The sequence below is a fragment of the Streptomyces resistomycificus genome, assembly GCF_001514265.1.
GTDB lineage: Bacteria > Actinomycetota > Actinomycetes > Streptomycetales > Streptomycetaceae > Streptomyces > Streptomyces resistomycificus.
In genome coordinates, this window is the sequence record NZ_KQ948998.1 from 39271 (window position 1) to 62587 (window position 23317).

Below are 23317 nucleotides of genomic sequence, written 5' to 3' on the forward strand. Positions count from 1 at the left end.
ACTCGTCGAACCCGCGTCCGTGGTGGTCCTCACGCGGGTCTGTCTCACTCGGTCTGTCTCACGCAGGTCTAAGGGTGCCATGCCGGGTGCTTCCTGCCCGCATCGGCATGGGCGCTGTGACCCGGCGCACGTGTACCCGCCGGTGGGGTACCGGTCAGGCGGACACGCGTACGCCCGCCAGGTTCTCGATCATCCGCCGCGCGCTCGGCCCCACCACGGCCGCCCACTCCTGAGGGGTCTCGGTCAGCCAGCCGGTCACCAGCGCGGCGAATCCGGGGATGTGCCGTGCGAGGTCGACGAGGCCGCGGTCGAAGCGGGTCGCGCCGTCCGGGGTGCGCACCAGGAGGAGACCGGCACGGTGGACGAGGTCGCGAACGCCGCCGGGGTCCTCGACGGGCTCGGAAGCGGTGCGCTCGACCGCCGCGTGCAGCACCGCGATCAGGACGGACGGGTCGTGTTCCTCGGCGAGGAGGACCTCGAGGAGTTCCTGGCGCAGGGGGCGGGATACGGGGGTGCCGGGTGCGGCGAGGACGGCCGCGAGGGCGGCCCGCACCTGCTCCGGGCCGCCGTCGAGCAACCCGGTCACCAGGGGGAGCAGGACCGCCCGGGCGGCGGGGCCGTGGTCAAGCCGCCGGTCCACGTACGCCGCCACGTCCACCGCCGTCTCCGGGCGAAGCTCCACCGCCTCCCGGACGAGTGCGGCCACCCTGCGGGCCGGTGCGGGCGTGGTGACGTCGGCGAGCGTGCGCAGCGTCGCCCCGGCGTCCGGGCCGCGCAACCGGGCCCGGAAGGCGTCGAGGACCGGGTCCGGGTGGGTCGCGAGGGCGGGCACCAGCGCGCTCGGCGGCAACTGCGGGTCGTCGGCCGCGAAGAGCGCGAGCGCCTGCGGGAGATGCCGGGCGCGGGTGGCCGGGTCCCGTACCAGCAGTGCGAGCGCACCGCCGTGCAGAGCGCGGTCGGCGGGGCGGACCAGCAGGGCGAGGGCGGCGTAGCGCAGCAGTTCGCGGTCGGCCTCGGTGCCCACCTGCGGGGCGGCGCGCAGTCCGTACGTGACCGCCGCGGCCCGCCGCGTCGGCCGCTCGTCGCGCGCCCACCGGTCCACGGCCCGGCACACGGCCGACGGCTCGTCCTCCGCCAGTACGGCGAGCAGTTCGTCGGCCCTGCCGTGCGCGCTGTCGACGAGCACCTCGGTCAGATCGTCCAGGGCCCGGCCCCGGTGCGTGTGCAGCAGCGCCTGCGCGGCCTTCGCCACGGTCGCGTGCGGGGTGGCGGGCAGCGGCCGCTCGTCGTCGAACCAGCGGGCAAGGAGCGGCTGTACGGCGGTGGGGTCGGCGCCGAGCAGTCGCGCGGCGGCGTCCAGGAACCGCGGGCCGGGCTCGTGGGGCGGGCGGTCGGCGAGGACGAGCCGGCGCAGCAGGTCGAAGCGGTCGTCCTCGTCGAGCCGCAGGGCGGTCCAGAAGTCGGGGCCGAACTCGGCGGGCAGCGGGTGCTCCTCGTGCCGCCAGGCCACCATCCGGTCGGTGAGCAGCCGCAGGACTACGCAGTACGGCGTCGCGTCGGGCACGCGCCGCAGGACCTCGGCGAGGAGGCGCGCGGCCCACCAGGAGTGCGGGTCGGTGTCGAGCGCGTGCACCAACTCCTCCAGGCGAACGGCGAGTTGACGGGGACCTTGCTGGCGGGCGAGGAGTAGCAGGGCTTGGACGACGGGGCCGATGCGGTGGTGCGGCACGGGCGCCGGGTGGTCGCCGTACGGGTGGGTGCGGCGACGGTGGACCAGGGCGTGCAGCGCCTCGTCGAGGTCGAGGTGCGTGCCCTGGAGCCAGTCGGCGAGTTCCTCGTGCGCGAAGCGGTAGCCGCCGCCCGCGGGGACCAGGAGGCCTTCGGTGAGCACGGCTGACGCCCAGCCGGTGCCGCCGCCGAGGCGCGCGGGTGCCAGACCCCACGGGAACACCGTCTCGAACGACTCCCGGTCCAGCTCGCCCTGCCCGGGGCCGAGGCTGCGCCGGGCGGCCTCGTGGACCTGGCCGGAGACCCTCGCCGCGAGTCGGCGGACGGCGGTGCCGCGGAGGCCGGCCTGGGCGGCCAGGCGTACGGCGACGCGCAGGCACATCAGGTCGAGGTACGCGGACAGGACGTCGTGTCGGTCCAGGCGGGATTCGGGGGCGTCGGGGGCGTCCGGACGGGCCGCACGGATCTCGGCCAGGAGGCGGAGGGTGAGGGGGTGGCCGGCATCGGCAGCCGCCAGGACGCCCTCGGGGACGCGGTACCGCGCGCGTGCCCGGCGGGCCTCGTCCTGGTGCAGGTCGCCGAGACGGACGCACGGGGGGATCCGTGCCGGACGTTCCTCGGCTCCGCCGCCGGTCGGCCGGTGCAGCAGCTCCGCCGGGAACCGCACGCCCTCCCAGTACTCCTCCCGACACGCCACCACCATCCGCGCCCCCGTCTCCCCCAGCCACTCCGCGGTCCTCTCGGTCCACTCGGCGAGGCGGTGGGCCAGGACCGGCGGCATCTCCTCGGGACCGTCGAGAAGCAGCAGAAGAGGTCGCCCGGCGGCACGGGCGAGGTCCGCGAGCCGCTCGGGGGAGATGTCCCCGAGGCCGGTCGGCCCGCTGTCCGTGCCGCCCCGGCGAGGACCTCGCTCACCGCTCACGGCGCCGCCGTCTCCCCCACCGCAGCCCCGGTCGGCGCTCGCGGCGTCACCGTCGTGCCGACCACGGCCCCACTCTGCGCGTCCGCTGCCGCCGTCCCGCGCGCCCGCCGCCTCCTCGCAGACCTCCGAGCGGCCCCGCTGCACGCCTGCGACACCGCACTCGTCTTCTCCGTCACTACCGGCCGTCGCCTGGTCCGACGCCGAGACGATGCGGGCCGCGCGGACCAGCGCCCGCCGCGCCGCGTCCGCGACCGACCCGTCGTCGTCCCTGAGATCGGCGCCCCGCAGCCACAGGGTGGGCGCCGGATGCGCACCGTGGTGGCGCCGGGCTGCGAGGGCGGCGAGTTCGGTCGTGCGTCCGCTGCCGGGCGCCCCGACCAGCCCCAGCACGGCGGCCGTCCCTTCGGCGAACGCGGCGAACTCCGCTGTGACGGCGGCGCGTTCGACGGGCACCGCCCCGGCCGGCGAACCCGCGCCCGTCCCCGGCTCAGCCGCACCGGCGCCCGCCTCACCACAAGCCCCCGCCTCCGCCGGCTCCCCGGCCGCCACCGGCGGACCCCCCGCCAACACGCCCGCCGCTCCGTCCTCCCCCACCGACGTGGCCGTCAGCTCCAGCACTCCCGCGAGATTCAGGTCGGCCCCGTACGCGGGGACCGTGGCCGCGTTCACGGTGAGCAGGTCGGTCAGCGGACCGCCGTACGCGGAACGCAGTGGTACCGCGAAGCCGACGTCGCGGTGGCCGCTCTGCAGCGCGGTGCCGAGGACACCGACCACCGCTCCGGTCCCGGCGTCCAGCACCGGCCCTCCCGCCGCCCCGCCGCCCAGGCGCAGCGCGTCCTGCCCCGCGGTGCCGATCGCCAGCTCGAGGGCGTCGCCGAGGAGGTGGAAACGGTCGGTGGCGGTGTAGGTCACGGAGGTCGCGCCCAGCACCCGCGCCTCGCGCCAGCAGCCGGCCAGGACCCTCACATAGGCGCCGGACTCGATCCGGTCCCGCACGGTGATCGGCAGCGGGGCGACGCCCAGGCCCTCGGAGCGGACGAGGGCCAGGTCCAGCTCGGGCAGCGGGGTCACCGACTCGGCGGTCACGACACAGCTGCGGTCCCCGGCGGCGTGCAGAACGAGCCGGGGCAGACCGTCGACGGCCTCGTGGCTGGTGACGACGGTGCCGTGATGATCGGCCACGAAGCCCGTGCCGCGGGGGCGGCCGGCGAGGTCGTGGATGCGGACGAGGGCGTCGTCGCGCCCGGCCGTCCGCTGCCGCGACGGTTCCGCCGCACCGGGGCCCTGTCGGCCGCGCGCGTGCCGGGAACGGTTGCCTTGCTGGGTCGGCCTTGCGGTGCCAGGGGTGTCCCCCGTCCGCGAGCCCCGTCCCGCCATGGTCGAACCTCCCCGCCGTACCCAGCACGTGCCTGTCCGCGATACGCACGCACGTGCTTGATTCGACAGTAGGCATGAGGTGATCAGCGGGACAGATCGCTCGATGAACGCGCCCCCTTCCGCTCCCCCGGTTCACTCCGAGCGCCTGCTCGGACGGGTGAATGGAGGGGGGCGGCTGGATACACCCTAGGGGTGGGGGAACCGAGGGGGACCGTGGAGCGGCGGCAGCGACGACCCCGTGATCGCCGCTCCACGGGCGGATGCCCGGCCGACGTCAGCCGAACACGGCCAGACTCTTCGCCTTGCCCTTCTGTTCCTCGACGAGCGCGAGGAAGCGTCCCTCGGGGTCGTAGACGGCCACCGCGCCCCGGCCGGCGTACTCGTCGGGCATGTCGAGCCGTACGCCGTTGAGGAGCAGCCCCGCCCGCCTGGCGTCGACGTCCCAGCGCGGGAACGCGGCCGTGGCGGCGTCGGCGATCGGCATCACGGCCAGCTCCTGCTGGAGCTCGTCCAGCGTCTTCGCGGAGTCCAGCTTGTACGGTCCCACGCGCGTCCGGCGCAGTGCCGTGAGGTGGCCGCCGACGCCCAGGTCGGCGCCCAGGTCACGGGCCAGCGCCCGGATGTAGGTGCCGGACGAGCAGACCACCGAGACGACCAGGTCCAGGACGGGGGTGCCGTCCTCGGCGACGGCGTCCCGGACGTCGTACACCGCGAAGGAGGAGACCGTGACGGGCCGGGCGGGGATCTCGAAGTCCTCGCCCTCGCGTGCCCGCTTGTAGGAGCGCACACCGTCGATCTTGATGGCGCTGACCTTGGACGGCACCTGCATGATGGCACCGGTCAGCTTGGCGATCCCGGCGTCGACGGCCTCGCGGGTGACCTTCGAGGCGTCGACCGACCTCGTGATCTCGCCCTCGGCGTCGTCGGTCAGGGTCGTCTGGCCCAGGCGGATCGTGCCCAGGTACTCCTTCTCGGTGAGCGCGAGGTGCCCGAGGAGCTTGGTCGCCCTCTCCACGCCGAGGACGAGGACGCCCGTCGCCATGGGGTCGAGCGTGCCGGCGTGGCCGACACGGCGGGTCCGGGCGATGCCGCGCATCTTGGCGACGACGTCGTGCGAAGTGAAGCCCGACGGCTTGTCGACGATGACAAGGCCGTCGGGCGTCCGGTTCTTCTGGGTCATTCGGCGGCGTCGTCCTCGTCCTCGTCCGGCTTGCGGTACGGGTCGGCCTCACCGGCGTACTTGGCGCCGGCGGAGACCTCACGCACCTTCTCGTCGGACATGCGCGCCTTGTCGAGGAGGTCCTCGATGGTCTTGGCGGTGTCGGGCAGGGCGTCGGCCACGAAGGTCAGCGTCGGCGTGAACTTCACGCCGGCGGCCGCTCCGACCGCGGAGCGGAGCACGCCCTTGGCGCTCTCCAGCCCGGCGGCCGCGGCCGCCCGCTCCTCGTCGTCCCCGTACACCGTGTAGAAGACGGTCGCCTCCCGCAGGTCGCCCGTGACCCGGGTGTCCGTGATGGTGACGTGCGAGCCGAGCCGCGGGTCCTTGATCCCACGCTGCAGCTTCTGGGCAACCACCTCTCGGATGAGGTCCGCCAGCCTCTTTGCCCGCGCGTTGTCGGCCACTGGTCGTCTCCCGTTCTTCCTGTTCCGCGTTCACAAAATCTAGTCGTCGTCGCCGTGGAAGCGCCGCCGCACGGACAGCAGTTCCACCTCGGGGCGCCCGGCGACCAGCCGTTCGCACCGGTCCAGCACGTCGGTCACGTGCCCCGCGTCGCCGGACACCATCGCAAGGCCGATCCCGGCCCTGCGGTGGAGGTCCATATGGTCCACCTCGGCGGCGCTCACCGCGTACTTCCGCTGGAGCTCGGCGACGATCGGGCGGACGACGGAGCGCTTCTCCTTCAGCGACCGTACGTCGCCGAGGAGGAGGTCGAAGGACAGAGTCCCCACATACATGTGTGTTGCCGGTTCACCCGCCGGTACGGGATCGATGGCCCCGCCATCCGTGTGGCAGGGACATCAGAAACCGTACAACGAACGGCCGGGGCCGATCGACGGAAATACTCTCCGTCGACCGGCCCCGGACCGGACCGTCCCGGAAACCGGGCGCTTACGCGCGCGGCTTCTCGCGCATCTCGTACGTCGCGATGACGTCGTCGACCTTGATGTCGTTGAAGTTTCCGAGGTTGATACCGCCCTCGAACCCTTCGCGGATCTCGGTGACGTCGTCCTTGAAGCGACGCAGACCGGAGATGTTGAGGCTCTCCGCGATGACCTTGCCGTCGCGGACGAGGCGCGCCTTGGTGTTGCGCTTGACCTCGCCCGAGCGGACCAGGACACCGGCGATGTTGCCCAGCTTGGACGACTTGAAGACCTCGCGGATCTCCGCCGTGCCGAGCTCGACCTCCTCGTACTCCGGCTTGAGCATGCCCTTGAGGGCCGCCTCGATCTCCTCGATGGCCTGGTAGATCACCGAGTAGTACCGGACGTCGACGCCCTCGCGCTCCGCCATCTGCGCCGCGCGGCCCGCAGCGCGGACGTTGAAGCCGATGACGATGGCGTCGGAGCCGGTCGCCAGGTCGATGTCCGACTCGGTGACCGCACCCACACCGCGGTGCAGGACGCGGATGTCGACCTCTTCGCCGACGTCGAGCTGGAGCAGCGAGGACTCGAGAGCCTCCACCGAACCGGACGCGTCGCCCTTGATGATGAGGTTGAGTTCCTGCACCAGACCGGCCTTGAGGGCCTCGTCCAGGTTCTCCAGGGAGAACCGGACACCCCGGCGGGCGAAGTTGGCGTTGCGCTCACGCGCCGCGCGCTTCTCGGCGATCTGACGCGCCGTGCGGTCCTCGTCGACGACCAGGAAGTTGTCGCCGGCACCGGGGACGTTGGTGAGACCCAGGACCAGGACGGGGGTCGAGGGACCCGCTTCCTCGACGTTGTTGCCGTTGTCGTCGAGCATCGCCCGGACACGGCCGTACGCGTCGCCGACAACCATCGTGTCGCCGATGCGCAGCGTGCCGCGCTGGACCAGGACCGTCGAGACGGCACCGCGGCCGCGGTCGAGGTGGGACTCGATCGCAATACCCTGCGCGTCCTGCTCCGGGTTGGCCCGCAGGTCGAGCGAGGCGTCCGCGGTGAGGACCACGGCCTCCAGCAGGCTCTCGATGTTGAGGCCCTGCTTGGCGGAGATGTCGACGAACATCGTGTCGCCGCCGTACTCCTCGGCCACCAGGCCGTACTCGGTCAGCTGACCGCGCACCTTGGTCGGGTCCGCGCCCTCGACGTCGATCTTGTTGACCGCGACGACGATCGGGACGTCGGCCGCCTTGGCGTGGTTGAGCGCCTCGACCGTCTGCGGCATGACGCCGTCGTTGGCCGCGACGACCAGGATCGCGATGTCGGTCGACTTCGCACCACGGGCACGCATGGCGGTGAACGCCTCGTGACCCGGGGTGTCGATGAAGGTGATCTTGCGCTCTTCGTCGTTGACCTGGGTGGCGACCTGGTACGCACCGATGTGCTGCGTGATACCGCCGGCCTCGCCCGCGACGACGTTCGTCTTGCGGATGGTGTCCAGCAGTCGGGTCTTACCGTGGTCGACGTGACCCATGACGGTCACGACCGGCGGACGCGGCATGAGGAATTCCTCGCCGCCCTCGTCCTCGCCGAACTCGATGTCGAAGGACTCGAGGAGCTCGCGGTCCTCCTCCTCCGGGCTGACGATCTCGAGGATGTAGTTCATCTCATCCGCGAGGAGCCTCAGCGTCTCGTCGGAGACGGACTGCGTGGCAGTGACCATCTCGCCGAGGTTCATCATCACGGCGACGAGCGACGCCGGGTTGGCGTTGATCTTCTCCGCGAAGTCGGTGAGGGACGCACCGCGCGACAGGCGGACGGACTGTCCGTTGCCGCGAGGCAGCATCACGCCGCCGACCGACGGGGCCTGCATGGCCTCGTACTCCTGGCGCCTCTGCCGCTTCGACTTGCGACCGCGACGCGCGGGACCGCCGGGACGACCGAAGGCGCCCTGTGTGCCACCACGGCCACCCGGACCACCGGGACGACCGCCGAAGCCGGGACGACCGCCGCCGCCACCACCGGGACCACCGGGACGACCGGCGAAACCGCCACCGCCACCGGGACCACCGGGACGGCCTGCGAAACCGCCGCCACCGCCACCGGGACCGGCCGGACGACCGGCGAAGCCGCCGCCACCCGGACGACCGCCGCCGCCACCGGGACGACCGCCGCCACCGGGACCGCGGCCGCCGGGGCCACCGCCGCCGGGACGCGGGCCCGCGGCGGGACGCTGAGGCATCATGCCGGGGTTCGGACGGGCGCCGCCGGGGCCGCCGCCGGGACGGGGACCGCCGCCCTGCGGGCGGGGCATGCCGCCGGGGCTGGGACGCGCGCCGCCCGGAGCCTGCGGACGGGGACCGCCCGAGGCACCCTGGGGACGCGGGCCGCCCTGGCCCTGGCCCTGCGGACGCGGAGCGCCGCCGGGGGCACCGGGGCCGCCGGGACGCGGGGCACCGCCCGGACGGGGCGCCTGCGGGCGCGCCATACCGGTGGAGCCGCCGGAGGTGAAGGGGTTGTTGCCCGGACGGGGACCGGCCGGACGGGCACCGGGACGCGCGGACTGGCCGCCCGGACGCGGGGCGCCGGGACGGTCACCGCGGTCGCCGCGGTCACCACGACCCTGGCCGCCCTGGCCGGGGCCGGCCGGACGAGCGCCCGGACGGGCGGACTGGCCGGCCGGACGCGGGGCGCCCGGACGGGGGCCGGAGCCGCCGGAGGAGGCAGCCGGCGCGGCCGGCGCGGCGGGAGCCGACGGGGGTGCCGTGAACTCGGGCGTCGTCGGAGCCGGGGACGCCGGGGCGGGCCTCGGCGCGGGCTTCGGGCCCGGAGTGGGACGGGGGCCGGGAGCGGCCGGCGCGGCGGGAGCCGCGGGCTTCTCGGCGGCCGGCTTGGGGGCCGGCGGGCGCGGGGCTGCCGGACGGGCGGCCTGCGCGGGAGAGGGGGCTGCCGGCCTGGCCGGTGCAGCCTTGCGTGCGGAAGCGGGCTTGCCGCCTCCGTTGCCCTGCTGGAGGGCGTCAGTCAGCTTGCGTACGACGGGCGCCTCGATCGTCGAGGAAGCCGAACGAACAAATTCACCGAGTTCTTGGAGCTTGGCCATGACGACCTTGCTCTCCACCCCGAACTCCTTGGCGAGTTCGTATACCCGGACCTTAGCCACTTCGCTCCTTTTAGGTCCGGGTTGCGGCCGGACCGTCGCTACTTCATGGGCGTACTCATCGCGTGCTCATCGAGTGCTCATCGCAATCTCGACCTACTTCCAACTCGCGGGGTACCAGGGCCGCGCGGGGGTTCCGCACGACGCGTCTTACTGTGTTGCCTGCTCGACGTAGAGGCGCAACGCCTTGGTGTCGAGCGCTCCCGGGGCGCGCAACGCCCTTGGGAACATCCGACGGCGTACCGCCAGGTCGAGACAGACCAGGGCGGGATGCACGTAAGCACCCCGGCCGGGCAGCGTACCGCGATCATCGGGGACGCATTCGCCCTCGACCGCCACGATCCGCAGCAAGTCCTTCTTGGCCGCTCGCTCCCGGCACCCCACACAGGTGCGCTCAGGGCATGCGCGGGCTCGCGTCCGGCCAGACACTCTTAAGTCTACCTCCCCGCACCGACCTCACCCCTTCGGGGCAAGAATCGAACAGCTGTTGCGCACCAAACTGTCGTGATCTAAGCGACCTGCGGCTTGGATCTATTCCTCGGGCTGCTCGGTGTCCGGACGGATGTCGATCCGCCAGCCGGTGAGACGGGCCGCGAGGCGGGCGTTCTGCCCCTCCTTGCCGATCGCCAGGGACAGCTGGTAGTCCGGCACCGTCACCCGGGCGGACCGGGCGGCCATGTCCACGACCTCGACCTTGGAGACCCGGGCCGGGGACAGCGCGTTCGCCACCATCTCGGCCGGGTCGTCCGACCAGTCGACGATGTCGATCTTCTCACCGTTCAGCTCACCCATCACGTTGCGCACCCGGCCGCCCATGGGGCCGATGCAGGCACCCTTGGCGTTCAGGCCCGAACGGGTGGAGCGGACGGCGATCTTGGTGCGGTGGCCGGCCTCGCGGGCGATGGCGGAGATCTCGACGGACCCGTCGGCGATCTCCGGCACCTCCAGCGCGAAGAGCTTCTTCACCAGGTTGGGGTGCGTACGGGACAGGGTCACGGACGGGCCGCGGACACCCTTCGCCACCCGGACGACGTACGACCGAAGGCGCATCCCGTGCTGGTACGTCTCGCCGGGGACCTGCTCCTGCACCGGCAGGATGGCCTCCAGCTTGCCGATGTCCACGAGGACGTTCTTCGGGTCGCGGCCCTGCTGGACCACGCCGGTGACGATGTCGCCCTCACGCCCCGCGTACTCGCCCAGCGTCGCGTCGTCCTCGGCGTCCCGCAGCCGCTGCAGGATGACCTGCTTGGCGGTGGTCGCGGCGATACGGCCGAAGCCGGTCGGGGTGTCGTCGAACTCGCGGGCCTCCTGGCCCTCTTCCAGGTCCTCGGGGTCCTCCTTCGCCCACACCGTCACGTGGCCGGTCTCCCGGTTGAGCTCCACGCGCGCGTGTCGGCGGCTTCCCTCGGTGCGGTGATAGGCGATGAGGAGGGCCGACTCGATCGCCTCGACCAGCAGGTCGAAGGAGATCTCCTTCTCCCGTACCAAGCCCCGCAGGGCGCTCATGTCGATGTCCACGGCTACGCCTCCTCCTCTTCCGTCATGTCCTGCTTGTCCTTGCGGTTGAACTCGACCTGGACACGGGCCCGGTCGATGTCCTCGAAGGCGAGTCTGCGGGTGGTGGCCTTGCGGCCCTTCACACCGGGCACTTCGAGGTCGAGGCCCTCGTCGTCCACCTTCAGGATCCGGGCGACCAGTTCGTCGCCCCCGACCAGCTGGAACTTCACCAGCCGGTCGACGGCACGCACGTAGTGCCGGTGCTCCTTGAGGAGGCGCTCCGCGCCAGGGGTTCCGACCTCGAGGGTGTACTCGCCAGCCCCCATCGCGTCCGTCTCGTCGAGCTTCGCCGAGAGCGCGCGGCTCACATCGGCGATCTGGTCGAGGTCGGCGCCGGTGTCGGAGTCGACGACCACGCGCAGCACACGCTTGCGTCCGACCGAGTCCACCGCGATCTCCTCGAGATCCAGGCCCTGGGAGCTGACGAGCGGTTCCAGAAGTTCTCGCAGCCTCTCGCTCTGGGTGGTGCTCATCCGGGTGACTCCTCGGCCGCGTGTGCTGTTGTGGGAAGGTCGCGTGTCTGGTCAAAGGGTATCCGGTCCAAGGGTGTGTTGCCGTCCACCTGCGTGGGGGCGGTGCCGCTGAGTGGTGGCGGGCGGGGGCGCGGGTACCGTGATCACTGGCGGGCCGCCCTTCCCGCCCGTGTTCGTACGAGCCCCCGAGGACGTCTGCCGTGCCGTACCCCCCACCGCCGCGCACCCCCTCGGGGCCGCGCAGAAGAACCCTGCTCGCCTCGGCCGCCGGATCCGCCCTGCTGGTGGGCTGTTCCAGCGGGTCCGGGGAGTCCGACGGCGGCACCGGCGGCAGCCCGTCGGCGGCCCAGCGGGCACGCGCGCGGGCGGCGGGCGAGAGCACGGACCTGGTGGACCGCTACGACGCCGTCATCGCCGTACATCCCGCGCTGGCGGCGCGGCTGGCACCGCTGCGGGCGGAGGTCGTACGGCACGCGCGGGCGTTCGGCGCCGCCGGGCAGGCGTCTGCGCGGGCCTCGGAGGAGACACCCGGGACGTCGGGGGCCTCCCCCTCGGCGGCCCCCTCAGCCTCCCGGCCGGCGGCCGGTCCCCCGGACGTGCCCGTGGACGAGAAGGACGCCCTCGCCGAACTCGCCGCCGCCGAGCGGTCCGTGGCGGACCGGCGGGCCAAGGCGCTGCTCGGGGTGCCGGGCGAGCTGGCACGGCTGCTGGCGTCGGTGGCGGCGGCCGGTGCCGCGCACGCGTATCTGCTGACCGAAGGCGCGAGGTGAGTAACGAAGTGGCGGACGAGGAGCAGCGGCGGGAGCTGAAGGCCCTTCAGGCGGCGCTGGCCGCCGAACACGCGGCGGTGTACGGCTACGGGGTGGTCGGCGGCCGGATCGGCCAGGACCGTCGCGCGGAGGCCAAGGCGGCCTACGACGCCCATCGGGCCCGGCGGGACGCGCTGGTGCGCGAGGTGCGGGACCTGGGCGGTAGGCCGGTGGCCGCGGCGGCGGCGTACGCGCTGCCGTTCCCGGTGGTCGACTCGGCCGCGGCCGTACGGCTGGCCGGCGAGCTGGAGGACAGGGTCGCCGGGGTGTACTCCGACGTGGTGCGGGCAGCCGGGGACGAGCGGCGGGCCACGGCGGCCGGGGCGCTGCGGGAGGCGGCGGTGCGGGCGGTGCGCTGGCGCGGCGAGAGCGTAGCCTTCCCTGGGCTCGCCGAGCGGGCGGCGACGGCTTCGGCAGCGGGGTCGGCGTCGACGACGCCGGCCCCTTGACGCGTACCGGAAGGGAACGACTCGCGCATGGCTTTCGAACCGCCCCCGCGTCTGGTGAGGGCGCTCGGTGAGGCGGCACCGGACGGTGACGCCTGGTTGGAGAGACTCCCCGAGGCGGCCCGGCAGGCCGTCGCGGCGCGTGAGCTGACCGTCGAACGGGTGCAGCTGCCCGGCGGGCGCAGCAGCCTGGTCGTGCTGGTACGGCGGTCCGACGGCACACCCGCCGTGCTCAAGCTGGCCCCGCCCCGGGCCCGTCCGCAGAGTGAGCGGGCCGCGCTCGCGCACTGGGGCGGCCTGGGCGCCGTACAGCTGCTCGAATCTGGCGCGGCCGAGGGGGTGCTGCTCCTGGAGCGACTGCATCCGGACGTGTCGGTGCGGTCGCTGCCGGAGGCGAAGGCCCTGCTGGAGGCGGCGGGGACGCTGCGGCGGCTGTGGGTGGAGCCGCCCGGTGAGGACGGCGCGCACACCTTCGAGACGGTGGCCGAGCGGACCGGGCGGCAGGCCGCCGCGATGCGGGCGAGTGCCGTCGCCGACGCGGGGGTCCTGACCCTGGTGGACGCGGCGCTCGCGGCCCGCGAGGAGCTGTTGGCAGGGCCGCCGGAGCACCGGCTGCTGCACGGCACGTTCCGGCAGAGCAAGGTGCTCGCCGGTGAGCGGACGCCGTGGCTGGCCGTGGGGCCGGATCCGGTGGTCGGGGAGTGCGCGTTCGATCTGGCCCGGCTGGTCCGCGACCGGGTGGAGGACCTGATCGCCTCGCCGTCGGGGGCGGCGACGACCCGGCGACGGGTGAAGCGGCTCGCGGAGTCGCTGGACGTGGAGCAGGAGCGGCTGCGCGGATGGACGCTGTTCCGCGCGGTGGAGTCGGGAGTGCGGGCCCTGCGGGTGGGACGGCCGAGGGACGCGGAGCTGCTGCTGGAGTTCGCCGGGTGGCTTTGAGGGGTGCTCGCCCGTTGCGGACCGCGGGCGCCTCGTGACCGGTCGCGTGGCTCCCCGCGCCCCTTGGGGGCGCTTCAGGTCTTGGACATGACCGCTCTCCGGCCTCGCGACGTTCTGTCACGTCCCGAGGCCGGGGAACAGCCTGAGAGGAGTCCGTCGAGGCGGCCATACGCCTCGACAGAACTCTCTGGGAGGTTTCCTCAGGCGGTCGTGAGGCGCGCGATCGCCTCGTCGACCGTCAACTCCTCGCGCTCACCGCTGCGGCGGTCCTTCAGCTCCAGCACACCCTCGGCGGAACGCCGGCCGGCCACCAGGATCCGCGGTACGCCCATCAGCTCCGAGTCGGTGAACTTCACGCCCGGGGAGACACCGGCGCGGTCGTCCACCAGGACGCGCAGACCGGCCGCGCGCAGCTTCTCGGAGACCTCCAGCGCCAGCTCCGTCTGCAGGGCCTTGCCCGCCGCGACGACGTGCACGTCGGCCGGGGCGACCTCGGCGGGCCAGCACAGGCCCTTGTCGTCGGCGGTCTGCTCGGCGAGGGCGGCGACGGCGCGGGAGACGCCGATGCCGTAGGAGCCCATGGTCACGCGGACCGGCTTGCCGTTCTGGCCGAGGACGTCGAGCTTGAGGGCGTCGGCGTACTTGCGGCCCAGCTGGAAGATGTGGCCGATCTCGATGGCCCGGTCCAGCTTGAGGCCGGTGCCGCACTTCGGGCAGGGGTCGCCCTCCTGGACGACCACGACGTCGACGTACGCGCCGACCTCGAAGTCACGGCCCGCGACGACGTTCTTCGCGTGCGTGTGCTCCTTGTTGGCGCCCGTGATCCAGGCGGTGCCCGGCGCCACCCTCGGGTCGGCGACGTACGTGACCTTCTCCAGACCCTGCGGGCCGACGTAGCCGCGGACCAGGTCCGGGCGGCCCACGAAGTCCTCGGCGGTGACCAGTTCGACGGCGGCCGGCGCGAAGTGCGCCTCGACCTTGTCCAGGTCGACCTCGCGGTCACCGGGCACACCGACGGCGACGATCTCGCCGTCGACCTTCACCAGCAGGTTCTTGAGGGTCGCGGAGGCCGGGACGCCTAGGTGCGCGGCGAGGGTCTCGATGGTGGGGGTGTCCGGGGTGGGGATCTCCTCGAGAGCGGCCACGCCCTCGGCGTCCGCCGGCTTCAGCTCGTAGGCGATCGCCTCGGTGTTGGCCGCGAAGTCGCAGTTCGGGCAGTCCGCGAAGGTGTCCTCGCCGGCGCCGGCCGGGGCCAGGAACTCCTCCGACTTCGAGCCGCCCATCGCGCCCGCGGTGGCGGCGCAGATGCGGTAGTCGAGGCCGAGGCGCTCGAACACCTTCTGGTACGCCTGGCGGTGCAGGGCGTAGGACTGGGCCAGGCCCTCGTCCTCGGTGTCGAAGGAGTAGGAGTCCTTCATCAGGAACTCGCGGCCGCGCAGGATGCCGGCCCGCGGGCGGGCCTCGTCGCGGTACTTGTGCTGGATCTGGTAGAGGATGACCGGCAGGTCCTTGTAGGAGGACGCCTGGTCCTTCACCAGCAGGGTGAAGATCTCCTCGTGGGTCGGGCCGAGGAGGTAGTCGCCGCCCTTGCGGTCCTGGAGGCGGAACAGTTCGGGGCCGTACTCCTGCCAGCGGCCGGTCGCCTCGTAGGGCTCACGCGGCAGCAGCGCGGGGAGCAGCACCTCCTGGGCGCCGATCGCGTCCATCTCCTCGCGGACGATCCGCTCGACGTTGGCCAGGACCTTCTTGCCGAGCGGCAGCCAGCTCCACAGGCCGGCGGCGGTCCGGCGGACGTAGCCGGCGCGGACGAGCAGCTTGTGGCTGAGGACCTCGGCGTCCGCCGGGTCGTCGCGCAGCGTCTTCGCCATCAACTGGGACATGCGCTGGACCGGTGCGTTCGCCATGGTTCTCGTACTCCTGCTGCGTGAGGGTGATGGCAAGGAGGTTAGCCGGGGCGCACGGGACGGTGGAAATCGGTTAACGGCGGCGCAGCGGAAGGGGGGCGCCCATCACGGCGTACGGCTTGGGCGCGCTGGGGAACAGGACCTGGCGGGCGAGGTCCTGGTAGCCGAGGGAGTGGTAGAGGCCGCGGGCCGGGCTGTCCTGGTCGATCGCGGAGAGGATCGACCGGGGTTCGGTGGCGCCGTCGGTGATCGTGGTGATCAGGGCGCGGCCGATGCCGCGGTTCTGGTGGTGCGGGTGGACGTGCAGCTCGGTGATCACGAAGGACTCGTCGAGCCACTCCTCGCAGTGCCGTGCCCGCAGGTACGGCTCCACGACGGTGGACCACCAGTGCGCGCGGTCGTTGGGCATGCCGTAGACGAACCCGACGAGGCTGCCGCGCGAGGTCGCGCCGAAGGACCGCGCTCCCGGGTAGGTCATGTGGCGCAGCACGATCTGGCGGCGTACGGCGACCTCGTCCGGGCCCAGCCCGAAGGCGATGGCCTGGACTGCCAGGGCCTCGTCCACGTGGGCTGAAAGGTCCAGGGGGCCGATGACGAGGTCCATGCGGCGAGCCTACAGGGACGTTTTCGGCTTGCGGCCGGTCAGCTCAGAACAGGACGCTCATGAACGCGCCCACCTCTTGGAAGCCCACTCGCCGGTACGTCCTTCTCGCCGCCGTGTTGAAGTCGTTGACGTACAGACTCACCACCGGGGCCACGTCCGCGAGCGCGTAGCGCAGCACCGCCGCCATGCCGGGCGCCGCCAGGCCCCTGCCCCGGTACTCGGGGGCGACCCAGACGCCCTGGATCTGGCAGGCGCGGTCGGTCGCGGCACCGATCTCGGCCTTGAAGACGACCTTGCCGTCGGCGTCGAGGCGGGCGAAGGAGCGGCCGGAGCCCACGAGTTCGGCGACCCGGGCCTGGTACAGGAGGCCCCCGTCGCCGGCCATCGGGGAGATGCCGACCTCCTCGGTGAACATGGCCACGCAGGCGGGCATGATCGTGTCCATCTCGTCCTTGCGGATGCGACGGACGTAGGGGTCCGGGGCGACGGCGGTGGACGCGCGGTCGGTGACCATGAGGGGCTGGTGGCCGCGGACCTCGCGGGCCGGGCCCCAGCTCGGTTCCAGCAACCGCCAGAGCTGGGAGGTGGGTTCGGCGGGGCCGACGACGGAGGAGCAGCGGCGGCCGGCCCTGCGGGCCCGGTCGGCGAAGGCGCGGACGGCGCGCGGGGTGGCGCAGATCGGGACCAGGTTGGCTCCGGCGTAGCACAGGGACGTGAGCATGCCGTCCTCGTACCAGCCCCACATCTCGCCGCCGAGCCGCCACGGGTCGAGTCCGGCCATCTGGACGCGGGAGGTCACGAAGGCGTTCGCGACCGGTTCGCGGTCGAGAATGGCGAGCGCGGCGTCCAGGTCGCTCGGTTCGAGGACCCGGGAGGTGGTCTGGGTCAACACGGGCGGGGCCTCACACTGGGGTCTGCTGATCTCCGCACTGTACCTGCGGAAGCTGGGCGGCGCCGCCCTGTGTTCGGTGCCGCTCGCCTGTCGGTGACCGTCGGCCTCGGTCCCGTGTCCGGGGCTGCCGCCTGGACCCGCTTCGGCCATGAAAGGCCTCGTCCTCACACGCCGGACGGGCTGACCGGTCAGCCCGCGACCGAGACCGACGGCTCGCCCGACATCACGCCGTCCGCCTCCATCTGTTCGGCGATCTTCATGGCCTCTTCGATGAGGGTCTCGACGATCTTCGACTCGGGGACGGTCTTGATGACCTCGCCCTTGACGAAGATCTGTCCCTTGCCGTTGCCGGAGGCGACGCCGAGGTCGGCCTCGCGGGCCTCGCCGGGGCCGTTGACGACGCAGCCCATGACGGCGACGCGGAGGGGGACCTCCATGCCGGTCAGGCCCGCGGTGACCTCCTCGGCCAGCTTGTAGACGTCGACCTGGGCGCGGCCGCAGGACGGGCAGGAGACGATCTCCAGGCCGCGCTGCTTGAGGTTCAGGGACTCCAGGATCTGGTTGCCGACCTTGACCTCCTCGACCGGCGGGGCCGACAGGGAGACCCGGATCGTGTCACCGATGCCCTGGGAGAGCAGCGCGCCGAAGGCGACCGCCGACTTGATGGTGCCCTGGAAGGCGGGGCCGGCCTCGGTGACGCCGAGGTGGAGGGGGTAGTCGCACTGGGCGGCCAGCTGGCGGTACGCCTCGACCATCACGACCGGGTCGTTGTGCTTGACGGAGATCTTGATGTCCCGGAAGTCGTGCTCCTCGAAGAGGGACGCCTCCCACAGGGCGGACTCGGCGAGCGCCTCCGGGGTCGCCTTGCCGTACTTCTGGAGCAGGCGCCGGTCCAGCGAGCCCGCGTTCACGCCGATGCGGATCGGGGTGCCGTGGTCCTTCGCCGCCCGGGCGATCTCCTTGACCTTGTCGTCGAACTGCTTGATGTTGCCCGGGTTGACGCGCACGGCGGCGCAGCCGGCCTCGATCGCGGCGAACACGTACTTGGGCTGGAAGTGGATGTCGGCGATCACCGGGATCTGCGACTTGCGGGCGATGGTCGACAGGGCGTCCGCGTCGTCCTGCGTCGGACAGGCGACCCGCACGATCTGGCAGCCGGACGCGGTCAGCTCGGCGATCTGCTGGAGCGTGGCGCCGATGTCGGACGTACGCGTCGTGGTCATCGACTGCACCGACACGGGGGCGTCTCCGCCGACGGCCACGGACCCGACCTGGATCTGCCGGCTCTTGCGGCGCTCGGCGAGCCTGGTCGGAACGGACGGCATGCCGAGAGAAATCGCAGTCATCTGCTGTGCAACCCCAAGTCGTGGTTCAAGGCCCAGGTCCCGTCAGCGCGGGCTCCAGGCTTCGAGATTACGGCACCGGCCCGGGCGCGAGCACATCACCGCCGTAATCCCACACGATGGAGGGCGGCCCGGCGCAGAGCGTGCCGGGCCGCCTCCAACGCCGTATGACTAGGAGATTCTCACTGGGTTAACCATGCGGGCACTCAGCGAGATACTGGGCTGTGGCTCGGCGATGGGCCCCGAGCTGATGGACAGTGCCGGAGCGGTTCCGTGGCTCAGCACAGGAGTGCCCTCTCCCTTCTCACTGAGGATCTCCACGATCTTCGCCCACACCCCGTCCGCCAACCAGGTTCGCTGCCGGAACCGGACTTTCGCGGGGTCGCCGAAACGCTCCGGAAGATCACGCCACAGGATCCCTGTGCGCAGACGATGAAGCATTCCCGTGAGAGCAGCTCGTAGATCGAGCGGCGAACGGAAGTGGTGAGGCCGGTACCTGGTGCGGAGCAGCTCGTCGATACGGGCCCACAGACTGTGTGTGGGGTCGGGAGGAACAGGTGTCCCTGTGCGCTCGTGCCACTGGATGGTCAAGCACTTCGTCCCCTCGCGGTACCGAAACTCCGCGTCCGCGATGTCGACTCGCACGTTGAGGTGCTCGATCAGGCATCGCTGTTCCGACGGCAACAGAGCCTGGCTGTCCGGCACGGCTGCCCCTAGGACACCTGTGAGCCGGGCATCCCTGCGGCCTCGGGCCTCAAGCTCCGCCAGCCAGTCCCGCGCATGGGCGAGGACTCGTTCCAAAGCCCCCTTGTCAGCTTCAAGCTGCCGCAGCGCGGCTGCAACAAAACGACTGCGCTGGGCCGGGCACCGCAATCCGTCCAGTTCCTCCGCGCACTGCGCGACAAGCTGCTTCAGGGACCTCATCCGCTCGGCATGCAGGATCAGCCGCGTCTGCGTCTCGGAGGAGGCAGGCAGCATCGGCCGGGCATGGGGTGGCATGGATGCCAACAGAGCGTTGACGTGTCGTGCCGCCTGTTCCTCGACGTGATCAGCACGCAGAAAGACGCAACCGCAGGGAGCGTTTTCCTGCCATCCGGAACAGCGGTATGTCCGCACCCCGTCTTTGCTGCGGAGGCACCCGACGTAGGGCCGCTTGCACGGACCATAAATTCGCCCGGTGAGCGGATATTCCCCCAAGGGAATCCTGCGCGGCCGGGCCAGCTCTGCCAGCGCTCGCTGAAAGGCACCGATTCGGTCCGCGGTGAGGATCGGAGGCAGAGGGATCACCACGCTCTCGCCGTACAGGGGCCGTCCGGAGCCATCAAGCCTGGTGCGGTGGTCACCCCATTGCTGATCACAGCGGCGAAAGACGGCCTCTCCGAGAAACGCCGCGCTCTTCAGCCGCCGGTGGAGGTTCGCCCTGGCCCACCGCCTCCCACTGCGCGTGAGAATGCCCCGCCTGTTCAGTTCCTCGGCAAGGTCCGTGAGGGTCCGGCCACCTTCGATCACAAGGTCTGCCAGCAGCCTCACTACGGCCGCCTCAGTGGGATCGACCTCAAGAGTCGATCCAAAGGCGCCTTTCCCACTGATCCTGTAACCATAGGGGGCCGGACCGCCCGGCCAACCGCCGCCAAGTGCCTTGAGCTGCCGACCTGACTGAGTCCGGGTGACGATACGGCTGTAGTCCGCCTCTACTGCCTGTGCCAGCCGGTCGATCGTGAGCCACCTGTCGAGTCCCGGTTCCCCCAAGATCTGGTCGCAGCACTCAAGTACGCCCCCGGCATCCTCGATCTGCCAGAGGCAGCGCCAGATGGCTGCTTCGGTCCGCCCCAAACGGTCAAGGCTGGACACGACTACGACGTCGACCCGTCCTGCGGCGATTTCCGCGAGCAGCTCATTCAGTCCCGGCCTCGAAGTCGTCGAGCCTGATTCGCCGAGGTCTTCCCAGGATCCCGCGAGTCGCCATGTCGAACGCTTTTCCACGAACGTTCGTGTGGCATCGGCCTGAGCCGGAATTCCGTACCTTCTCTTCTGCTCCGCTGTCGAGACCCGCATGTACGCGGCGACGGCGAGCTTCGCGGAGCCCCTGCCCTTGTCTTCTGCGCACGGCGCAGTACCTTGCTGCATGTCAGTCCCTTCGAGACTGGCCAGACCCCAGGGTGTTGGCGCACCGCTGGGGTCACCCATGAACAGCAAGAACGTACGAAGTCCACGCCTGCTCCGTACGAATAAACCTCGCCTTTCACCCGTGTGAGCTACACGAGCGAAAGGCGAGGCGTTATCACAGCCGTGATGGAAAATGACCGATTCTCAGCTGATTTTGACTGGATTAACTACATCGGCGACGAGCACCAGCAAGGTAAAGCAGATGAAGATCCCCGCCACCACGTAGGCGACCGGCATCAGCTTCGCCACGTCGAACGGGCCGGGGTCGGGCCGCTTCAGCACCTTCGCCGTGTTGCGGCGCAGGGACTCCCACAGCGCGCCCGCGACATGGCCGCCGTCCAGGGGCAGCAGCGGGAGCATGTTGAAGAGGAAGAGCGAGAGGTTGAAGCCCGCCACCAGCATCAACGCCATGGCCAGCTGCTGGGTCGGCGGGATGTCGAGCGTGAAGATCTCACCGCCCACGCGGGCCGCGCCGACGACGCCCATCGGGGAGTCGGGTTCGCGCGGGCCGTCGCCGAAGGCCGCGTCCCACAGGGCGGGGACCTTGCCGGGGATGGCGGCGAGGGAGTCGACCGCATCGCCCACGCGGTCGCCCATCCAGGTCACCGAGTCGCCGAAGTCCTGCTTGACGATGCCGGTGGCGGCGCTGAAGCCGAGGAAGCCGGCCTTGACGTACTCGCCCTGGACGTAGGCGCCGCTGGAGTCCTTCTTCGCGACCAGGTTGGTGGCGATCTTCGCCTCCAGGGTCAGCTCCTGGCCCTTGCGGTCGACGACGATCGGCACCTCCTTGCCCGCGCTGACCCGGATCAGGTCGGAGAGCTTGTTCCAGTCGTCGGTCCGCACTCCGGCGAAGGCGACGATCTTGTCGCCGGCCTTCATCCCCGCGGCCGCGGCCGGGGAGGCGGGGTCGGACTTCTCACAGGTGTCGCGGTTCTCGCTCTGGGAGATCACGCACGGGGAGACCGAGGAGACGGTGGTGGTCTGCTGCGAGATGCCGAAGCCCATGAGGACGGTGAGGAACAGCGCCACCGCCAGGACCAGGTTCGCGAACGGGCCCGCGAACATCACGATGACCCGTTTCCAGGGCTTGCGGGTGTAGAAGAGGCGGTTCTCGTCGCCGGGGCGGAGTTCCTCGAAGGCGGCCGAGCGGGCGTCCTCGATCATGCCGCGCCAGGGTGAGGTGGAGCGGGCCTCCAGGCGGCCGTCCGGGCCGGGCGGGAACATGCCGATCATGCGGATGTAGCCGCCGAACGGGATGGCCTTGATGCCGTACTCGGTCTCGCCCTTCTTACGGGAGAAGATCGTCGGGCCGAAGCCCACCATGTACTGCGGCACGCGGATGCCGAAGAGCTTGGCGAAGGACAGGTGCCCCAGCTCGTGCCACGCGATCGAGACCAGCAGGCCCAGGGCGAAGAGCACTATGCCGAGGATGAACATCAGGGTCGTCATGCACGGGCCTCCGCCGTCTGTGCCGTCAGTTCCCGGGCCCGGGTCCGCGCCCAGGTCTCCGCTTCGAGGACGTCCGCGACGGTGAGTGAGGTTCCCGCGCGCGGGGTGCCGTGCTCCTGCACCACCCGCGTCACGGTCTCCATGATCCCGTTGAACGGCAGTGCGCCGGCCCGGAAGGCCTCCACGCACTCCTCGTTGGCGGCATTGAACACCGCCGGGGCCGTGCCCGCGAGCCGCCCCACGTGGCAGGCGAGGCCGACCGACGGGAAGGCGTCGTGGTCGAGCGGGAAGAACTCCCAGGTCGACGCCTTGCTCCAGTCGAAGGCGGGCGCCGCGTCGGGGACGCGTTCGGGCCAGCCCAGGCCGATGGCGATCGGCCCGCGCATGTCGGGGGGCGTCGCCTGCGCGATCGTGGATCCGTCCGTGAACTCAACCATCGAGTGGACATACGACTGCGGATGCACGACCACCTCAATGCGGTCGAAGGGAATGTCGTAGAGGAGGTGCGCCTCGATGACCTCCAGGCCCTTGTTGACGAGGGTCGCGGAGTTGATCGTGATGACCGGGCCCATGGCCCAGGTGGGGTGCGCGAGCGCGTCCTCGACGCTGACGTGCGCCAGCTCGGCCTTGGTGCGGCCGCGGAAGGGGCCGCCGGACGCGGTGACGACGAGCTTGCGTACGTCGGCCCGCTTGCCGGAGGCCAGCGCCTGGAACAGCGCGGCGTGCTCGGAGTCGACCGGGATGATCTGCCCGGGCTCGGCGAGCGCCTTGACCAGCGGGCCGCCCACGATGAGCGACTCCTTGTTGGCGAGCGCGAGGGTGCGGCCCGCCTCCAGGGCGGCGAGGGTCGGGGCGAGGCCGATGGAACCGGTGATGCCGTTGAGGACGGTGTGGCAGTCGGAGGCGGCGACCTGGGTGGCCGCGTCGGGGCCGGCCAGGATCTCCGGGAGCGGCTCCGTGGTGCCGTACTGGGCGGCGAGGGCTTCGCGCAGCGCCGGGACGGCGTCCTCGCGGGCGACCGCGACGGTTTTCGCCCGGAGGCGGTGCGCCTGCTCGGCGAGGAGGGCGACCCGTCCGCCGTTGGCGGAGAGGGCGGTGACCCGGAAGCGGTCGGGGTTGCGCAGGACGAGGTCGATGGCCTGGGTACCGATCGAGCCGGTGGAGCCGAGGATCACCACGTCCTTCGGTCCGTCGCCCGCGACCGGGTCGTAGACGAGGTGCGGGTCGGCCAGGGCGCGGGTCGCGGGCCCTGTCGTCCGCCCGGTGGGCGGGTCCTGCGCGAGCCGCGGAGCGGCTGACGTCTCCAGCAGGTGCGTGCTCTCGCTCCCGGCGGGCCGGGCCCTGACCGCACCGGAGGTGCTGGGGTCGGGACCCGGCGCGGCGAGAGTGCGTGCGTGGCGTCGCGGGGCGGACGGGACTGCCGACCCGTGCCCTGAGGGGACTGGACTGTCGCTCATCCCTCCATTGTGGCC

The 23317-nt window shown here is 71.8% G+C and carries 18 protein-coding genes; 3 read left to right on the plus strand and 15 right to left on the minus strand.

Annotated elements, in window-relative coordinates:
• Nucleotides 1-154: 154 nt before the first annotated feature.
• From AQJ84_RS29195 to rimP, 8 genes are all read right to left on the minus strand, one after another.
• The gene (locus AQJ84_RS29195; RefSeq protein WP_053192513.1) at nt 155-4027 is read right to left on the minus strand and encodes a trypsin-like peptidase domain-containing protein; all 3873 of its coding nucleotides are present in this window, start codon (nt 4025-4027) and stop codon (nt 155-157) included.
• A 274-nt stretch (nt 4028-4301) separates the two neighbouring features.
• On the minus strand, nt 4302-5207 hold the full coding sequence (gene truB, locus AQJ84_RS29200) for a tRNA pseudouridine(55) synthase TruB (protein WP_030041103.1): 906 nt from the start codon (nt 5205-5207) through the stop codon (nt 4302-4304).
• Entirely contained in the window at nt 5204-5650 is a 447-nt protein-coding gene (rbfA, locus tag AQJ84_RS29205) for a 30S ribosome-binding factor RbfA (RefSeq protein WP_030041102.1), read from the minus strand. Before rbfA ends, truB begins: the two co-directional genes overlap by 4 nt.
• Nucleotides 5651-5689: 39 nt before the next feature.
• Entirely contained in the window at nt 5690-5983 is a 294-nt protein-coding gene (locus tag AQJ84_RS29210; protein ID WP_030041101.1) for a DUF503 domain-containing protein, read from the minus strand.
• A 154-nt stretch (nt 5984-6137) separates the two neighbouring features.
• A complete protein-coding gene (gene infB / locus AQJ84_RS41470; protein WP_079022726.1) occupies nt 6138-9266 on the minus strand; it encodes a translation initiation factor IF-2 in 3129 nt (1042 codons plus the stop codon).
• Between the two features lie 147 nt (nt 9267-9413).
• A complete protein-coding gene (locus AQJ84_RS29225; RefSeq protein ID WP_078631968.1) occupies nt 9414-9692 on the minus strand; it encodes a YlxR family protein in 279 nt (92 codons plus the stop codon).
• Nucleotides 9693-9794: 102 nt separating this feature from the next.
• Nucleotides 9795-10781, minus strand: a complete 987-nt coding sequence (nusA, locus tag AQJ84_RS29230) for a transcription termination factor NusA (RefSeq protein ID WP_030041097.1) — start codon at nt 10779-10781, stop codon at nt 9795-9797.
• 2 nt (nt 10782-10783) lie between these two features.
• Nucleotides 10784-11293 (minus strand): ribosome maturation factor RimP, encoded by a 510-nt coding sequence (rimP, locus tag AQJ84_RS29235; protein ID WP_030041096.1) that lies wholly within the window; start codon nt 11291-11293, stop codon nt 10784-10786.
• Between the two features lie 200 nt (nt 11294-11493).
• Here rimP and AQJ84_RS29240 point away from each other — a divergent pair, with 200 nt between their 5' ends.
• The 3 genes from AQJ84_RS29240 to AQJ84_RS29250 are packed head-to-tail and all read left to right on the plus strand — an operon-like array spanning nt 11494 to nt 13487.
• Complete coding sequence (locus AQJ84_RS29240; protein ID WP_030041095.1) at nt 11494-12063, plus strand: hypothetical protein; 570 nt, start codon at nt 11494-11496, stop codon at nt 12061-12063.
• Nucleotides 12060-12551 (plus strand): ferritin-like domain-containing protein, encoded by a 492-nt coding sequence (locus AQJ84_RS29245; RefSeq protein WP_225877276.1) that lies wholly within the window; start codon nt 12060-12062, stop codon nt 12549-12551. The genes AQJ84_RS29240 and AQJ84_RS29245 overlap by 4 nt, the downstream gene beginning before the upstream one ends.
• A 27-nt stretch (nt 12552-12578) precedes the next feature.
• Nucleotides 12579-13487: an aminoglycoside phosphotransferase family protein gene (locus AQJ84_RS29250; RefSeq protein WP_030041093.1), complete on the plus strand. Its 909-nt coding sequence runs from the start codon at nt 12579-12581 to the stop codon at nt 13485-13487.
• Between the two features lie 200 nt (nt 13488-13687).
• Here the strand turns inward: AQJ84_RS29250 and AQJ84_RS29255 are convergent, their stop codons facing one another.
• From AQJ84_RS29255 to dxr, 7 genes are all read right to left on the minus strand, one after another.
• Complete coding sequence (locus AQJ84_RS29255; protein WP_053192511.1) at nt 13688-15391, minus strand: proline--tRNA ligase; 1704 nt, start codon at nt 15389-15391, stop codon at nt 13688-13690.
• A 73-nt stretch (nt 15392-15464) separates the two neighbouring features.
• Nucleotides 15465-15995 (minus strand): GNAT family N-acetyltransferase, encoded by a 531-nt coding sequence (locus tag AQJ84_RS29260; protein ID WP_030041090.1) that lies wholly within the window; start codon nt 15993-15995, stop codon nt 15465-15467.
• 43 nt (nt 15996-16038) lie between these two features.
• On the minus strand, nt 16039-16887 hold the full coding sequence (locus AQJ84_RS29265) for a GNAT family N-acetyltransferase (RefSeq protein ID WP_030041089.1): 849 nt from the start codon (nt 16885-16887) through the stop codon (nt 16039-16041).
• 188 nt (nt 16888-17075) lie between these two features.
• Entirely contained in the window at nt 17076-18233 is a 1158-nt protein-coding gene (gene ispG / locus AQJ84_RS29270; RefSeq protein WP_059198885.1) for a flavodoxin-dependent (E)-4-hydroxy-3-methylbut-2-enyl-diphosphate synthase, read from the minus strand.
• A 168-nt stretch (nt 18234-18401) separates the two neighbouring features.
• Entirely contained in the window at nt 18402-20357 is a 1956-nt protein-coding gene (locus AQJ84_RS29275; protein ID WP_159042800.1) for a recombinase family protein, read from the minus strand.
• Between the two features lie 183 nt (nt 20358-20540).
• On the minus strand, nt 20541-21833 hold the full coding sequence (locus AQJ84_RS29280; protein ID WP_107082877.1) for a M50 family metallopeptidase: 1293 nt from the start codon (nt 21831-21833) through the stop codon (nt 20541-20543).
• Between the two features lie 8 nt (nt 21834-21841).
• Complete coding sequence (gene dxr, locus AQJ84_RS29285; RefSeq protein ID WP_225877275.1) at nt 21842-23302, minus strand: 1-deoxy-D-xylulose-5-phosphate reductoisomerase; 1461 nt, start codon at nt 23300-23302, stop codon at nt 21842-21844.
• Nucleotides 23303-23317: the final 15 nt, after the last annotated feature.

What these genes read in the sequence shown, in the direction of transcription:
- AQJ84_RS29255 (WP_053192511.1), bottom strand. Translation starts at nt 15,391, where the DNA reads ATGGCGAACGCACCGGTCCAGCGCATGTCCCAGTTGATGGCGAAGACG.
- AQJ84_RS29280 (WP_107082877.1), bottom strand. Translation starts at nt 21,833, where the DNA reads ATGTTCATCCTCGGCATAGTGCTCTTCGCCCTGGGCCTGCTGGTCTCG.
- AQJ84_RS29250 (WP_030041093.1), top strand. Translation starts at nt 12,579, where the DNA reads ATGGCTTTCGAACCGCCCCCGCGTCTGGTGAGGGCGCTCGGTGAGGCG.
- dxr (WP_225877275.1), bottom strand. Translation starts at nt 23,302, where the DNA reads ATGAGCGACAGTCCAGTCCCCTCAGGGCACGGGTCGGCAGTCCCGTCC.
- AQJ84_RS29260 (WP_030041090.1), bottom strand. Translation starts at nt 15,995, where the DNA reads ATGGACCTCGTCATCGGCCCCCTGGACCTTTCAGCCCACGTGGACGAG.
- AQJ84_RS29210 (WP_030041101.1), bottom strand. Translation starts at nt 5,983, where the DNA reads ATGTATGTGGGGACTCTGTCCTTCGACCTCCTCCTCGGCGACGTACGG.
- ispG (WP_059198885.1), bottom strand. Translation starts at nt 18,233, where the DNA reads ATGACTGCGATTTCTCTCGGCATGCCGTCCGTTCCGACCAGGCTCGCC.
- truB (WP_030041103.1), bottom strand. Translation starts at nt 5,207, where the DNA reads ATGACCCAGAAGAACCGGACGCCCGACGGCCTTGTCATCGTCGACAAG.
- AQJ84_RS29275 (WP_159042800.1), bottom strand. Translation starts at nt 20,357, where the DNA reads ATGCAGCAAGGTACTGCGCCGTGCGCAGAAGACAAGGGCAGGGGCTCC.
- rimP (WP_030041096.1), bottom strand. Translation starts at nt 11,293, where the DNA reads ATGAGCACCACCCAGAGCGAGAGGCTGCGAGAACTTCTGGAACCGCTC.
- AQJ84_RS29195 (WP_053192513.1), bottom strand. Translation starts at nt 4,027, where the DNA reads ATGGCGGGACGGGGCTCGCGGACGGGGGACACCCCTGGCACCGCAAGG.